This window comes from Stutzerimonas stutzeri (genome assembly GCF_002890895.1).
Classification (GTDB): domain Bacteria; phylum Pseudomonadota; class Gammaproteobacteria; order Pseudomonadales; family Pseudomonadaceae; genus Stutzerimonas; species Stutzerimonas stutzeri_AB.
The window spans coordinates 109,782-123,454 of the sequence record NZ_POUL01000002.1 but is presented as its reverse complement, the minus strand read 5'-3'; the positions used below and the strand labels follow the sequence as shown (position 1 = coordinate 123,454).

At 63.4% G+C, this 13,673-nt stretch carries 14 protein-coding genes and 1 riboswitch; of the genes, 13 read left to right on the top strand and 1 reads right to left on the bottom strand.

All coding sequences use genetic code 11. From position 1 onward, the window contains the following. Positions 1-70: 70 nt before the first annotated feature. The 13 genes from atzF (at position 71) to CXK96_RS03495 (ending at position 12,802) form a co-directional block, all read left to right on the top strand. A complete protein-coding gene (atzF, locus tag CXK96_RS03555) occupies positions 71-1,873 on the top strand; it encodes an allophanate hydrolase (protein WP_102835494.1) in 1,803 nt (600 codons plus the stop codon). Positions 1,874-2,076: 203 nt separating this feature from the next. Then, positions 2,077-3,048: an aldo/keto reductase gene (locus CXK96_RS03550; RefSeq protein WP_102835129.1), complete on the top strand. Its 972-nt coding sequence runs from the start codon at positions 2,077-2,079 to the stop codon at positions 3,046-3,048. A gap of 373 nt (positions 3,049-3,421) precedes the next feature. After that, positions 3,422-3,523, top strand: a riboswitch (guanidine-I (ykkC/yxkD leader). A 47-nt stretch (positions 3,524-3,570) separates the two neighbouring features. Next, positions 3,571-4,578: an ABC transporter substrate-binding protein gene (locus tag CXK96_RS03545; RefSeq protein ID WP_102835128.1), complete on the top strand. Its 1,008-nt coding sequence runs from the start codon at positions 3,571-3,573 to the stop codon at positions 4,576-4,578. A gap of 41 nt (positions 4,579-4,619) precedes the next feature. Beyond that, positions 4,620-5,642, top strand: coding sequence for a fatty acid desaturase family protein (locus CXK96_RS03540; protein ID WP_102835127.1), 1,023 nt, complete (start codon positions 4,620-4,622; stop codon positions 5,640-5,642). Position 5,643: 1 nt separating this feature from the next. Next, positions 5,644-6,432: an SDR family NAD(P)-dependent oxidoreductase gene (locus CXK96_RS03535; RefSeq protein ID WP_102835126.1), complete on the top strand. Its 789-nt coding sequence runs from the start codon at positions 5,644-5,646 to the stop codon at positions 6,430-6,432. Further along, on the top strand, positions 6,432-7,190 hold the full coding sequence (locus CXK96_RS03530) for an SDR family NAD(P)-dependent oxidoreductase (protein WP_102835125.1): 759 nt from the start codon (positions 6,432-6,434) through the stop codon (positions 7,188-7,190). Before CXK96_RS03535 ends, CXK96_RS03530 begins: the two co-directional genes overlap by 1 nt. Further along, complete coding sequence (locus CXK96_RS03525; protein ID WP_256061639.1) at positions 7,190-8,071, top strand: DMT family transporter; 882 nt, start codon at positions 7,190-7,192, stop codon at positions 8,069-8,071. Before CXK96_RS03530 ends, CXK96_RS03525 begins: the two co-directional genes overlap by 1 nt. Then, positions 8,068-8,844 carry a creatininase gene (locus CXK96_RS03520; RefSeq protein ID WP_102835123.1) on the top strand — a complete coding sequence of 259 codons (777 nt, stop codon included), beginning with the start codon at positions 8,068-8,070 and terminating at the stop codon, positions 8,842-8,844. Before CXK96_RS03525 ends, CXK96_RS03520 begins: the two co-directional genes overlap by 4 nt. Then, positions 8,841-9,485 (top strand): cysteine hydrolase family protein, encoded by a 645-nt coding sequence (locus tag CXK96_RS03515; protein WP_256061634.1) that lies wholly within the window; start codon positions 8,841-8,843, stop codon positions 9,483-9,485. Before CXK96_RS03520 ends, CXK96_RS03515 begins: the two co-directional genes overlap by 4 nt. Then, on the top strand, positions 9,482-10,276 hold the full coding sequence (locus CXK96_RS03510) for an N-acyl homoserine lactonase family protein (RefSeq protein ID WP_102835122.1): 795 nt from the start codon (positions 9,482-9,484) through the stop codon (positions 10,274-10,276). The genes CXK96_RS03515 and CXK96_RS03510 overlap by 4 nt, the downstream gene beginning before the upstream one ends. After that, complete coding sequence (locus CXK96_RS03505; RefSeq protein ID WP_102835121.1) at positions 10,273-11,076, top strand: hypothetical protein; 804 nt, start codon at positions 10,273-10,275, stop codon at positions 11,074-11,076. The genes CXK96_RS03510 and CXK96_RS03505 overlap by 4 nt, the downstream gene beginning before the upstream one ends. Continuing rightward, entirely contained in the window at positions 11,073-11,966 is an 894-nt protein-coding gene (locus CXK96_RS03500; RefSeq protein ID WP_102835120.1) for an ABC transporter permease, read from the top strand. Before CXK96_RS03505 ends, CXK96_RS03500 begins: the two co-directional genes overlap by 4 nt. Beyond that, entirely contained in the window at positions 11,963-12,802 is an 840-nt protein-coding gene (locus CXK96_RS03495; RefSeq protein ID WP_102835119.1) for an ABC transporter ATP-binding protein, read from the top strand. Before CXK96_RS03500 ends, CXK96_RS03495 begins: the two co-directional genes overlap by 4 nt. A gap of 128 nt (positions 12,803-12,930) precedes the next feature. On the opposite strand, the gene CXK96_RS03490 is transcribed toward CXK96_RS03495, so the two are convergent. Beyond that, positions 12,931-13,665 carry a proteasome-type protease gene (locus CXK96_RS03490; RefSeq protein ID WP_102835118.1) on the bottom strand — a complete coding sequence of 245 codons (735 nt, stop codon included), beginning with the start codon at positions 13,663-13,665 and terminating at the stop codon, positions 12,931-12,933. Positions 13,666-13,673 lie beyond the last annotated feature (8 nt).

The window sequence follows — 13,673 nt, the reverse complement described above, 5'->3', positions numbered from 1 at the left end:
GCCCAACGGGTCGGCAACGAACATTGCGGTGGGAAAGGCTTTGCCGTTTCCACCCTACGAGGAATACAACGTGACCATCGACTTCGATCTACGCCTCGACACACTGCGCACGGCTTACTCCAGCGCCCAGCTGTCACCGCGCAACCTTATCGCTGCAGTGCACGAGCAAGCCACCGCCCTGCAAGCCGAATTCAATCTCTTCATTCATCTGCTAACAGAGGATGAACTGGAGCCCTACCTCGCCGCCCTGGACAGTAAATCCCCGGAAGATCTGCCGCTGTACGGCATCCCCTTTGCGATCAAGGACAACATTGATCTGGCCGGCATTCCTACCACAGCCGCCTGCCCGGCCTTTGCCTACACGCCCGAAACCAGCGCCACCATCGTCGAGCAGCTGATTGCCCTTGGCGCGGTCCCGCTGGGCAAGACCAACCTCGACCAGTTCGCCACCGGCCTCAACGGTACCCGCTCGCCCTATGGTGAATGCCGTAACAGCGTGCACCCGGCTTACCCGTCGGGCGGCTCCAGTGCCGGCTCGTCACTCGCCGTCGCGCTGGGCATTTGCAGCTTTGCGCTGGGCACCGACACCGCCGGCTCCGGTCGGGTGCCGGCGGCGCTGAACAACCTGGTCGGCCTCAAGGCCAGCAAAGGACTGATCTCCACCGCAGGCGTCGTGCCGGCGTGCCGCACGCTGGATTGCGTCACCTTTTTCACCGCGACCGCAGCCGAAGCCAGCCAGCTTCTCGCCCTGACCGCCAGGCTCGATCCGCGTGACGAATACAGCCGCGCCAACCCGGCATGGAACGACGGTTCGGCCTTCGGCAAGATCGCTACCTTCCGCTTCGGCGTGCCAAGCGGGCTGGAGTTTCTCGGCTGCCCAGAAAGCCCGGCGCTGTTCGCTGCCACCATCGAGCATCTACAGGCCCTTGGGGGCGAGCCGGTCGAAATCGACTTCCAGCCGTTCCTTGAGGCAGCGCGCTTGCTGTATGAGGGGCCCTGGGTCGCAGAACGCTACAGCGTCGCCGGCGAGCTGATCGAGCAACAACCGGACGCCGTGCTGCCGGTGATCAAGGCTGTACTGGAAAAGGCGCCCGGCACCACCGCGGTTCAGCTGTTCCGCGCGCAATATCGGCTGCAGCAGCTCAAGGCAATCTGCGACCGGATCATGGCTGAGGTCGACTGCATCCTCACGCCTGCCTACCCGCGACCGGTCACCCTGGACGAGCTGCACGCCGAACCGGTCAAGCGCAACTCGGATCTGGGCTATTACACCAACTTCATGAACATGCTCGACTATTCCGCCGTAGCGGTGCCTGCCGGCACAATGCAGAGCGGCCTGCCGTGGGGGGTAACCCTGTTCGGTCGCGTGTTCACCGACCAGTACCTGCTGAGCCTGGCCGACGCACTGCAGCGAGGCACCGTAATCCCCCTGGTCGGCGGCCAGCCCATCACCAAAGCCGCGCCGACACATCCGGCGCGCAATGACCGGGCCCGCGTGGTTGTCTGCGGCGCGCATCTGGACGGTCTGCCGCTGAACGGGCAGCTCAAGCAGCGCAATGGTCGGCTGCTGGAAGCCACCTACAGCTCAGCGAACTACAAGCTCTACGCGCTGGCTGGCGGCCCACCGTTTCGCCCTGGCATGCTAAGGGTTGCCGAAGGCGGAGCCGCCATCGAAGTGGAAGTCTGGGACATTCCCAGCAGCGAACTGGGCTCTTTTCTCACCGGCATCCCCGCGCCGTTGGGGCTGGGCAAGGTGCAGCTGGCCGACGGCCGCTGGGAAACCGGCTTCATCTGCGAGCCCTATGGCTTGGACGGCGCCGTTGACATCACCGAATTCGGTGGCTGGCGGGCTTATATGAAGAGTCGGCGCTAACAGCCATTCGGGCCGGATGATCTGGCCCTACGAACACCGCCACTCGCATCTGCTGCCGCTCGGCCTGGCTGCGACGTGGCTCGGTGTTGGGCTGGATTGATATCGCCACTCCTTTTTGTCCCCGCCGGAACATCCCTTACTGAACGTCCTCCGATGCAAAGCGACGCCGAACATTCGGCTCAATCTGCATCAGAGGAGGCTCCATGCGCATCACCCTTCCACCTCTCGGCTTTGGCGGCGCGCCGCTGGGCAACATGTTCCAGCCACTCGACGAAGCCACGGCCGACGCGACGCTCAAGGCCGCCTGGGAAGCGGGCATCCGCTATTACGACACCTCGCCGCATTACGGCGCGGGCCTTGCCGAACAGCGCTTCGGGAGGTTGCTCAGCCACAAGCCACGCGACGAATTTGTGCTGAGTACCAAGGTCGGTCGGCTGCTGAGGCCGGCAAATGCCCCTGAGAACGCCAAACCCTTTGTCGACGAGCTGCCGAACAAGCGTGTCGTCGATTACTCCGCCGACGGCGCGCGGCGCTCCATTGAAGACAGCCTGGAGCGCATGGGGGTCGACCGAATCGATGTCGCCTTCATTCATGACGTGTCTGAAGACCAATGGGGGCCGCAGTGGACCGAGTACTTCCAGCAGGCCATGCAGGGCGCGGCGAAAGCCCTAACGCAAATGCGCGACGAAGGCCTGATTCGCGGCTGGGGCCTGGGCGTGAACCTGGTCGAGCCCTGCCGTCTGGCGCTCGAGCAGTCCGACCCTGACGTATTCCTGCTAGCCGGGCGCTACTCGCTTCTGGATCACCGCGAAGCGCTGGACACCTTGTTCCCACAGTGCGTGGAGCGTGGCGTCGGCATCGTCGTCGGTGGCCCCTTCAACTCCGGTGTGCTGGCCGGCGGCGAGCACTACGACTATGCCGACGCACCCGAGGCGATCCGCAAGAAGACCCAGGCGATCGAGGCCGTGTGCGGCGAGATCGGCGTCGATATCCGTGCCGCAGCGTTGCAGTTCTGCCTGGCCCATCCAGCGGTGCTGTCAGCCATCCCCGGCACCAGCAACCCGAAGCGTCCGGCGCAGTATGTGCAGCAGTTCGAAGCCGAGATACCGGCCGCGTTCTGGCGGGCACTGAAGGACAAGCAACTGCTGCCTGAGGATGTGCCGGTGCCGGCGTAACGCCGACCGCCAGTATTGAATTGCTGGCATGACGCAGGACGTCATGCCAGCAATTGCTTGAGCCCAGCACACCGCCGCAGAACGCCACGAGGCACCCGTCGCTCCCAGTTTATGCCTCGTTCTGCCCCCTGATGACGTCCGTCACGCTCCTCCCCTGTTACGACCAACGGGGCACCATTGCAGCGCACAACTCACCATTTGAGCGCAGCCCGGTTACGGCCATAGCGTGACAATCGGTCGAGATATGCCAGCCAACTAATTGAATCCATTTAGAAAAAATCAACCAGATAAAGATGGCACGCAACCTGCTCATCCCAGATAGAACGGGATGAGTCGCCACCACGCTCATGACGCTCGGCACACAGGAGCAACACAACAGGCGAACTAGGGTTCCGGCTCACAGGGTGAGCGCTGGTCCGAGAGTTTTCCGGTCCCACGGATTGGGACTACACGGCGGGATAAAAGCCCGGGAGGACGCGATGTCATCCCGTGCCGGTTCTTCCACTGTGTAGGAGCTACATCATGACTGGACCACTGCTGCGTTCGCTGCACCACACCTTGCTTGGCGCCACGCTGGCGGCCGCGACGATATTTGCTCCGCTGGCGGCTCAAGCCGCGGAAACGATGAAAATCGGCACTGTGGTATGGGCCGGTTATGGCCCCTTCTACGTCGCCGACAAGAAAGACCTGTTCAAGCCCCACGGCCTGGATGTCGAACTGCAGTTCTTCAATGACCCGGCGCTGATCCCCACCGCGATGCTCAGCCGCGCTCTGGACGGCGGCATGCTCACCTATGACCAGGTGGTGGCCTCGGTCGCCAAGGGCCTCAAGCACCGCGTGGTGATGCCCATCGACTTTTCCAACGGTGGTGACGCCATCGTCGCCGACGCTTCGATCAACTCTGTGGCCGATTTCAAAGGCAAGAAGGTGGGTTACAACCCGCTGTCACCTTCTGACTTCCTGCTCGCCTATGCGCTGCAGCAGAACGGAATGACCGAGAAGGACATCGATCCAGTCAACATGACGCCCGAAGGCATTCCCGGCGCCATGGCCTCTGGCAATCTGCCGGTCGGCGTGACCTACGAACCCAACGTTTCGCAGATCCTCTCCATGGGCAGCGGCGATAAGTTCAAGGTGGTGTATTCCTCCAAGGACGCGCCCGGCCTGATCACAGACGTGCTGGTGTTCGACGAGGCGGTAATCGCCAAGAAGCCGGAAGCCATCAAGGCGATGATCCAGGGCTACCTCGACGGCCTCGCCTATATGCAGGCGCACCCCGAGGAGTCGGCAGAGATCATTGGTGAAGTGCTGGGCGTCAGCGCCGAGGAAGCCACCGAGCAGATGTCCGGCGCCTACAACATTCCGCTCGCTGAAATGGGCAAGAGCTTCGCCCCCGGAGACGACACCCATTCTTTCCATGGCAGCGGCGCGATCATCGCCAAGCTGCTGGTCGACAACGGACAGATCCCGGCCATGCCGGACTTCAGCAACACCTACGACGCCCAGTTCATCGAGACGCTCGCCAAGTAGTGCATGCCGGGCGAGCCACCGCTCGCCGGTAGGAGACCGATATGCAAACGCGCAAACCGCTCTACCGATATGCCGATGGCCGCGTGCCGAACAGCCTGGCCATGACCTACACCCTGCTCGGCTACCTTGCCGGCCTGGGACTGCTGTTCCCGGCCAATGCCTGGCTCAATGCCCTGGGCACGCTGTTGCTCGCTCACGCGATGATCATCGCTGCCTACCTGATCCACGAGTTTGCCCACGGCACCATTTTCAGTGTGCCCAAGCACAACCAGTGGGCCGGCAACGCCTGCAGCTGGCTGGCCGGCAGCTGCTACGCCGATTTCCAGGACTTGCGCAAAAAGCACATGCGTCACCACGTCGACCGTGCCGATGTGATCACCTTCGACAGCAAGGCCTTTCTCAAGGCGCGCCCCGTGTGGTTCCAGAAGCTGGTCATCGCGCTGGAGTGGGCCTACGTGCCAGCGGTCGAGCTGATCATGCACCTCTACGTAATCGTGCTGCCCTTCGTGACCACTAACGAGAAGCACCGTGCCCGGCGCGGCAAAGTCGCCCGCGTCATGCTGATCCGGGCACTGCTGTTCGCCCTGCTCGGTTGGTTATCGCTCAAAGCCCTGGCGCTGTATGCCGTGGCCTGGTTGCTGATGGTCACCGTGCTGCGCTTTGCCGACGCCTACCAGCACACCTACGACGCCTTCGCCGTGCTGGAAGACGGCCAGGTACCCGAAGACAAGCCACGCGACCGCGCCTACGAACAGCTCAATACCTACAGCAACGTGGTGTCCGCCCGTTGGCCGTCGCTCAACCTGCTGCTGCTCAACTTTCCCTACCACAACGCCCACCACGAGAAACCCGTCGCGCCCTGGTATCGCCTCCCCGCGCTGCACGCCGAGCTGTATGGCAGCGCCTACAACCAGGTCATTCCGATGCGCGACCTGCTTGGCAGCTTCCACCGCTATCGCCTGCGTCGTGTACTGGATGACGACTACGGCGCAGTCAGTGAAGGTCCGCAAAAAGCAGAGGGTTTCTACGGTGCAGTTGGCGTGTCTTTCCTCACGGCGGTGTGAAATGCATAAAGCACTCGATTATCGCGGACGTTGTGTCGTACTCACCGGGGCTGCTGGCGGCATTGGTCGGCAGCTGGCCAAGACCTACGCCGAGGCCGGCGCCACGCTGGAACTGGTAGACCGCGACCCGGACGCCCTCGCCGAACTGGTCGAAAGTTTGCAGCCGGAGGGCCCGCTGCATGCCACCACGCTTGAGCTCGGCGATTGGCGGGCGGTGCAGCTCTTCGCTGACGACCTCGCCTGCCGCAACCGCTCGGTCGAGGTGCTGGTGAACAATGCCGGTGTCGAGTACCAGACACCCATTACCGAACCCACTGCCGAAGCTGACGCTTGCTGGGCGCAGCTACTGGATAACAACGTGTCGTCCATGCAGCGCCTGACCCGGGCGCTGCTGCCTCGGCTGCGCGCCGGTGCCAGCGTGATCAACCAGGCTTCGATCTGGGGCTTGAAAGGCGTGCCGGGCTTTTCCGCCTATGCGGCAAGCAAGCATGCAGTGATCGGCCTGACCCGCTCCTTGGCGTGGGAACTGGGGCCTCGGCGCATCCGCGTCAATGCCGTCTGCCCTGGCTGGATAGGCACCGATGCCGCGATGCGCTCGCTGCGCATCATGGCAGCGGAAAATGGCCGCAGCGAGACTGAAGAACTGGTCGCCGTGCTGGCGGCGCAGGCCATTCCGGAATTGCTGACTCCAGCGGACCTGTCCGGCACTTTTCTGTTTCTCGGCTCGCCGCTGGCCGCGGCGCTGACCGGCCAGGCGCTGTCGGTCAGCCACGGTGAGGTCATGCATTGATGGATCGTCTGCCACTGGAGGGCAAGGTGGCTCTGGTCACCGGCGCGGCGACCGGCATTGGTCGTGCAACCGCCGTGGGCCTGGCAAGAGCCGGCGCGCGGGTCTGGATCAATCACCTCGGCCAGCACGAACTGGCGGAGGGATTGTGCGCAGAAGTCGAATCGCGCGGCGGCCAGGCGTGCCATGCCGAGGCTGATGTCTGCTCGCCAGCCGCCGTTGCAGGGATGTTTGAACAGATCCTCGCCGACGGGCCGCTGGATCTGCTGGTCAACAATGCCGGGATCATCCTGGAAAAACCTTTTCTCGACACCACTGAACAGGACTGGGCGCAGGTGCTCGGCGTCGACCTGCATGGCGTCTACCACTGCTGCCAGCACGCACTGCGCCATATGCAACCGCGCGGCTGCGGGGCCATCGTCAATGTGGCCTCGGACCTCGGTTTTCTTGGCCGCAGCGATTACGCCGCGTATTGCACCGCCAAGGCCGCCGTGATCGGCCTGACGCGCTCACTGGCCCGCGAATTCTCCGCCAGCGGAATCCGTGTGAACGCCGTCGCGCCGGGTCCCATCGCCACGGCCATGGTTTCGCCAGAGCACATGAGTCGCGAGTGGATGGCCAAGGAACTCGACATACCCATGGCCCGGCTCGGCACGCCGGACGAGGTCGCGGCCGTCATTGTTTTTCTGCTCTCGCCTCAGGCCAGCTACTTCACCGGGCAAACACTCGGGCCCAATGGCGGCTCCTGGATGGGCGCGTGATGACCCTGCTCCCGCAGATCTTACTGGTCACCGGCGCAGTCGCCTGGGGCCTCGGCTGGCTGCCCCTGCACCATTTCGCCAGCGTCGGGCTGGTCGGCATGCCGCTGGTACTGCTGGTCTATGGCTTGCTCAGCCTCTTCGCCATTCCAGTGCTGTGGTTCGAGCGCCGTGCGTGGATGCCGCAGCGCAACGGTTTGCTGGCCATCGCCGTCTGTGGAGGCGGTGCGACCGCTGCGCTGGTCACGGCGCTGGCCATCGGTGAGGTGGTGCGGGTCATGCTGCTGTTCTATCTCGCACCGGTCTGGGGCGTACTGGGTGGCTGGCTGCTGCTGGGCGAACGCCTGACGCCGCTGCGTATCGGTGCCCTGCTGCTGGCCATGCTCGGCATTGCCTTGACACTGAATATCAGCAGCGCACTGACCCACCCACTGAGCGGCAGCGACTGGCTCGCACTCGCCGCTGGCCTTGGTTTCAGCCTGAACAATCTGGCCACGCGCGCGGCCGATCAGGTGCCACTGGCGAGCAAGACGTTGGCGCCGTTCCTGGGCAGTGCACTGATTGCCGTTGTGCTCTGCCCTGTGCTTGGTGAATACCCGCCACCGCTAAGCCTCACGCTGAGCTGGCAGATCGGTTTGATGGCGCTGGGCTGGCTGCTGAGCATGGCTGCGGTGCAATACGGCGTCAGTCACATCGAGGCCGGGCGCGCGGCGGTGCTGGTGGTCTTCGAACTGGTGGCCGCCGTGCTCTCTTCCGCCTGGCTCGGCAACCAGGCCATCGGCACACATGAATGGCTGGGTGCAGCCCTTGTCATGATTGCCGCACTGACCGCCAGCTGGCCAGAACGCCCGGCCCTGACCGTGATTCGGAGTCCTTCGCTATGAACAGCGTGCACATGGATCAACTGAGCTGGGTCGAGTACGAACACCGCGTTCGTGACGGCTCCGTGCTCTTCCTCCCTTGCGGTGCCACCGAACAACACGGCCCGCACCTGCCACTGGGCACCGATGCACTGCTTGCCAGCGCGATCTGCGCCGATGTGGCGCAACGTGTCGGTGGGCTGGTCGCGCCAGCGCTGTCCTACGGCTACAAATCACAGGCCAAATGCGGTGGCGGCCAGCACTTCTGCGGCACCACCAGCCTTGATGGCGCCACGCTCAGCGCCCTGGTGCGCGACGCCGTGCGCGAATTCCATCGGCACGGCGTGAAGCGATTGGTGCTGGTGGTTGGCCATTACGAAAACCAGTGGTTCGTTGGCGAAGGCATTCAACTGGCGCTACGTGATCTGGGACCGGATGCCGGACTCGAGGTCATGCGCCTGGAGCACTGGGACTTCTGTCGTGAAGACACCCTGGCCGATGTGTTTCCAGACGGTTTTCCAGGCTTCGCCCTGGAGCACGCCGCTGTCATCGAAACCTCGCTGATGCTGCATTACTACCCCAGCCTGGTGGCGCTGGAGCGCATCCCGGACGAAGCCCCCGCCGACTTTCCACCCTATGACATGTACCCGCCCCGCACCGAGTGGGTGCCGCCGTCTGGCGTGCTGTCTTCGGCCAAGGGTTCGACGGCAGCAAAAGGTCAGCGCATGGCCGACGACATCGTGGGCGGTATTGCTGCCGCTGTGCGCGGAGAGTTTGCTCTGGAGAATCTCCTGTGAATCCGGCATTGGCGCATACCGCGCTGCTGGTAATCGATATGCAGCGTGATTTCTGCGCACCGGGCGGCTATGCCGATCAAGCCGGACTGGACATCGAGCGGCTGCGAGCGCCCATCGAGCCGATCCGCCAGTTGCTGGTCGCCGCACGCCGTTGCGGCCTGTTCATCGCGCACACCCGCGAAGGCCATCGGGCCGACCTCAGTGACCTGCCCGAGACCAAGCGGCGGCGCGCCCAAGCCAGCGGCGCACCCATCGGCACGCCTGGCCCCATGGGTCGCCTGATGGTTCGTGGCGAATACGGCAATGACCTGATCGATGAACTGCAACCCGAGCCGGGTGAGCCGGTGATCGACAAACCCGGCTACAGCGCCTTCGCCCACACCGACCTGGAATTGCTGCTGCGCAATCGCGGTATTCGTCAGTTGATCCTGACGGGCGTGACTACTGAAGTCTGCGTGTCATCGACCCTGCGGCACGCGGTGGACCTCGGCTTCTCCTGCCTGACGGTGGCCGATGCTTGCGGCTCGGCCTACCCCCCGCTGCATGCCGCCGCGCTGTCAATGATTGGCGTCGAGGGTGGGCTGTTCGGTGAAGTCATCACCAGTGATGCGCTCATTTCTCTGCTGGAGATGCCCGCATGACCGATGTGCTCAAACTCTGGCCGCTGCTCACCGCGACCCATCGCTACGACAAGTCCATCTCGACCCGCAATCGGGGCCAGGGTGTCCAGATCGAGGCGCCGATCCTGGCGTTTCTGATCGAGACCCGGCAGGGCCGCATCCTTTTCGACGTCGGCTGCGACTACGCCAAGCTCAGCGATCCGGAGCTCAGAGCTCGGTGGTACGACCCGGTGGAGTTCCCCATGGGCCCGCCGCAGATGACCGAGGAACAGCGCCTGCCGGCACATCTGGCCCGGCACGGGCTGACACCAGCCGACATCGACCTGGTGTTTCTCAGCCACCTACACTTCGACCACGCCGGTGGGCTGTGCGAGCTATGCGGTTGTGATGTGCACGTGCACGAGGCCGAACTGGAGGCCGCGCTGGCCGAGGCCGACGATGCCTACTTTGCGGACGACTTCTCCGACACCATCGTCGACCAGCAGCGCTGGAAATTGCAGCGCGAGGAATATCAGCTGGTGCCGGGTGTGCAGGCGATCAACACGCCTGGGCACACCGCCGGCCACATGTCATTGATGGTCGAACTGCCGCACGGCAAGCCGGTGATTCTGACCGGCGACGCGGCCGACCTGCAGGAAAACCTCACCGATGAAATCGCGCCCGGTCTCTGCTGGCAAGACAGAGAAGACCTGGCGCTGGACAGCATTCGCAAGCTCAAGGGATTGGCCGCCGAAGCCAAGGCTGAGTTGTGGCCGAACCACGACATGGCCTTCTGGCGAACCCTCAAATGCTTCCCGGAGTACCACGCATGAACAGTGTTCCCGAATCTTATCTGGGCGTGTGGCGACGCCGTCTGTTGACCACGACCGACGGGCGCCGCGATGAAACCAGCGATGTCTACTGGCTGCAGACCGCCCAACTGCACGCCGACATACGCATCCCTCACCCGCCCACCGCCTCCGCGTCCCTGGCTACCTGTTCGCAGGCGCAACAGCTCGACCTGTGCGAGCAAGGCGGCTTTGCCGGGCTGACCCTGGTGGAGGGTGACATCTGCCAATGGCAGCGTCTGATCGATTACCAGCCACCAGGCGCTGCACCGGACATCGGCCGTATGCGTTTCGAAGGTGCGGATCAGTTGCTTGAAGACGGCCTGGACGGCCGCTATCACGAGGTGTGGCAGCGCGTTCCCGAATCGGCAGGGACCAATTGGGGCCTGTGGCTGCGCTCGGCCGATGAGCTGGAGCGACAGGCCTGTCTGCTGGTCGCCGGAGACTACTTCATGTTCGCCGCCGACCGGCCCTTGGCCCTGGACGCAGATGGCAGTCGCCTGCGCGATCAGGTCGCCCGCGCCGCGCCGGCAAAACGGCTCGAACTGCTGGCCTGCGAAATTTCCTTCGGCCGCCAACGCAACGGTGCGACGCCCTGGATGATCAGCCACTCAACCCTGCCCGGACGTGTCGGTGACAGCCTGCTGCCGAGCTATTGGAATTTCAGCCAACCGGCCGGGATTCCCGAAGAGGATTTGGCCCGCATTGGCCAGTTTCCGCCAGCGCTGGGCTGGGTCAGCGTAGCGAATCCGCATTTACCGACCGTTCAAGAGGTAGTCGCATGACGGCGCATTTATCCCTAACCGCGGACTCCGCTCTGGATCGACCCACGGCGGCGGAAAGGCAGCCCGCCAGCACGCCGCACACGGTCCCGGCCAAGCCACGCCGAGCGCGCTGGTGGCGCATCCGAGGCGATCTGCCGAAAACCACGGTCTGGGCACTGGCAGCCGCAGGCCTGATTGCGCCCTTCGTGCTCTGGTGGGCCTATACCGCTCTGGGGCTGGCGGACCCGATGTTCATGCCCAGCCCCGGTGCCGTGCTCGAACGCCTGGGCCGCTGGTGGACCAGCGAAGGTTTGTTAACCGACATAGGCATCAGCGTCTGGCGGGTGATGGCTGGCTTCGGCGCATCGGCTCTGCTCGCGCTGCCGCTGGGGCTGTACATCGGCACCTATCGCCCGGTGCAGGCTTTTCTCGAGCCACTGACCGACTTTATCCGCTACATGCCGGCGGTCGCCTTCATTCCGCTGGTGATGCTCTGGGTCGGCATCGACGAGGGTTCGAAGGTGCTGATCATCTTTATCGGCACCTTCTTCCAGATGGTCTTGATGGTGGCCGAAGACGTGCGCCGTGTACCTATGACGCAGATCGAGGCGGCGCAGACCATGGGCGCCAACCGGGGCGAGATCGTCAAGCTGGTGATCCTACCGTCGGCGCGTCCGGCCATTCTCGATACCCTGCGCATCACCTGCGGCTGGGCCTGGACCTACCTGGTCGTCGCCGAGCTGGTGGCCGCCAATTCGGGCCTCGGCTACGCCATCCTCAAGGCACAGCGCTACATGCACACCGACAAGATCTTCGCCGGGATTCTGCTGATCGGCATCATCGGCCTGCTCACTGACCAGGGCTTCCGCTGGCTGTCACGCCGGGCCTTCCCATGGAGAAAACAAGCATGAGCGACGCCAAGATCCGCATTCAGCAGGTGGGCAAGACTTTCGTTAGCGAGACGCGCGAGGTCGAGGCGCTGCAGGCTGTCAACCTGGAGATCCAGCCAAACGAATTCATTACCTTTGTCGGCGCATCGGGCTGCGGCAAGTCCACGCTGCTGCGCATCATCGCCGGGCTGGAAACACTCAGCCGTGGAGAAATCCTGCTCGACGGTAAGCCGGTGGGCGGCCCGGGGGTCGACCGCGCCATGGTGTTCCAGCACTACAGCCTCTACCCCTGGCTGACGGTGATGAAGAACATCAAGTTCTGCCGTCAGCTCAAGGTCATCTCTGACACCGTGCGTGGCGATGGCGATGTGGAAACAGCGGCCGGCCGAGGCGATGCGTTGCTCAGCTTGATGGGCCTGACCAACTTCGCCGAGGCCTTTCCAAGCCAGCTCTCCGGCGGCATGCAGCAGCGTGTGGCCATCGCCCGGGCCTTGATGCCCAAGCCCGCGACCTTGCTGATGGATGAGCCTTTTGGCGCGTTGGATGCACAGACCCGCGAGGTGATGCATGACCTGATCCGCCATGTTCACAGGCTGGAGAAGACCACGATTCTGTTCGTCACCCATGACGTCGAGGAAGCCATCTACCTGGGCGGCCGTGTGGTGCTGATGGCGCCGCGGCCGGGGCGCATCGATTCGATCTATGACGTCCCGCTGCCCGCACAGCGCCATCAGGACATGAAGCTCTCGCCTGAATTCACCGCCCTCAAGCGCGAGATTCTTGGGCGGATTCGCGAAACCTCAGGCATGCAGACCGACCTCGACCAGCTGGCGAAACTGACGGCCATCGCGGGTTAAGCGGAGTCCCGTTCAGCGGGCATGCCCATAGACCAGTACGCCCCCGCTTTTGAGAGAAAGACAGCGGGGCCGCAAAGTTCTACATCCAGGCGCACCCTGTGCGCCATCGTGATTGAAAGCCAAGCCCTTCAGTCGAGATAAAAAGCCGGCGCTGGCGGCAACTCTTCAAGCAAGCGTCGCAGAGTGCTGCACCATTGCTCACGGATCTCCAGAAAATACGGATCATCCTCGGTAATCCGGTGGCCTTCAGGAAGCTCCAGGCTGTCCTTGCGGTAGACCATCAGGTCCAAGGGCATTCCGACCGATAAATTGCTGCGGATGGTTGAGTCGAAGGAAATGAGCGCACAGCGCATCGCCTGATCCAGCGTGGTGGTGTGGCTGAGGGCGCGGTCCAGAATCGGCTTTCCGTACTTGCTTTCACCGATCTGGAAATAAGGCGTGTCAGTCGTCGCGCAGATGAAGTTTCCTTGCGGATACAGGTTGTATAGCTCGGGTTCTTCACCAGCGATTTGTCCGCCAATCAGGAACGAGCTGCTCATGTCGATTTCCGGGCCTGTGCTTGGAGCGCTGTCGTGTGCGACGACCTCCCGCATGGTTTCACCCACCAGCCGAGCCGCAGCGAACATGGTCGGCACGTTGTTCAGATGAATGCCCTCACCCGTCAGTCGATGGCGCAGCAAACTGACTACTGCCTGCGATGTTGCCAGGTTGCCGGCCGTTTGCAGCACGATCATCCGCTCGCCGGGGACCCCAAATCGATAGAGCTTGCGAAACGTCGCGATGTGATCAACGCCCGCGTTAGTTCTCGAATCCGAAACGAACACCAGTCCGTCTGCCAGGTTCATGGCTACACAATAGGTCATGCTTTTCT

What these genes read in the sequence shown, in the direction of transcription:
- CXK96_RS03550 (WP_102835129.1), top strand. Translation starts at nt 2,077, where the DNA reads ATGCGCATCACCCTTCCACCTCTCGGCTTTGGCGGCGCGCCGCTGGGC.
- CXK96_RS03490 (WP_102835118.1), bottom strand. Translation starts at nt 13,665, where the DNA reads ATGACCTATTGTGTAGCCATGAACCTGGCAGACGGACTGGTGTTCGTT.
- CXK96_RS03510 (WP_102835122.1), top strand. Translation starts at nt 9,482, where the DNA reads ATGACCGATGTGCTCAAACTCTGGCCGCTGCTCACCGCGACCCATCGC.
- CXK96_RS03495 (WP_102835119.1), top strand. Translation starts at nt 11,963, where the DNA reads ATGAGCGACGCCAAGATCCGCATTCAGCAGGTGGGCAAGACTTTCGTT.
- CXK96_RS03530 (WP_102835125.1), top strand. Translation starts at nt 6,432, where the DNA reads ATGGATCGTCTGCCACTGGAGGGCAAGGTGGCTCTGGTCACCGGCGCG.
- CXK96_RS03535 (WP_102835126.1), top strand. Translation starts at nt 5,644, where the DNA reads ATGCATAAAGCACTCGATTATCGCGGACGTTGTGTCGTACTCACCGGG.
- CXK96_RS03540 (WP_102835127.1), top strand. Translation starts at nt 4,620, where the DNA reads ATGCAAACGCGCAAACCGCTCTACCGATATGCCGATGGCCGCGTGCCG.
- CXK96_RS03545 (WP_102835128.1), top strand. Translation starts at nt 3,571, where the DNA reads ATGACTGGACCACTGCTGCGTTCGCTGCACCACACCTTGCTTGGCGCC.
- CXK96_RS03500 (WP_102835120.1), top strand. Translation starts at nt 11,073, where the DNA reads ATGACGGCGCATTTATCCCTAACCGCGGACTCCGCTCTGGATCGACCC.
- CXK96_RS03520 (WP_102835123.1), top strand. Translation starts at nt 8,068, where the DNA reads ATGAACAGCGTGCACATGGATCAACTGAGCTGGGTCGAGTACGAACAC.
- CXK96_RS03525 (WP_256061639.1), top strand. Translation starts at nt 7,190, where the DNA reads ATGACCCTGCTCCCGCAGATCTTACTGGTCACCGGCGCAGTCGCCTGG.
- CXK96_RS03505 (WP_102835121.1), top strand. Translation starts at nt 10,273, where the DNA reads ATGAACAGTGTTCCCGAATCTTATCTGGGCGTGTGGCGACGCCGTCTG.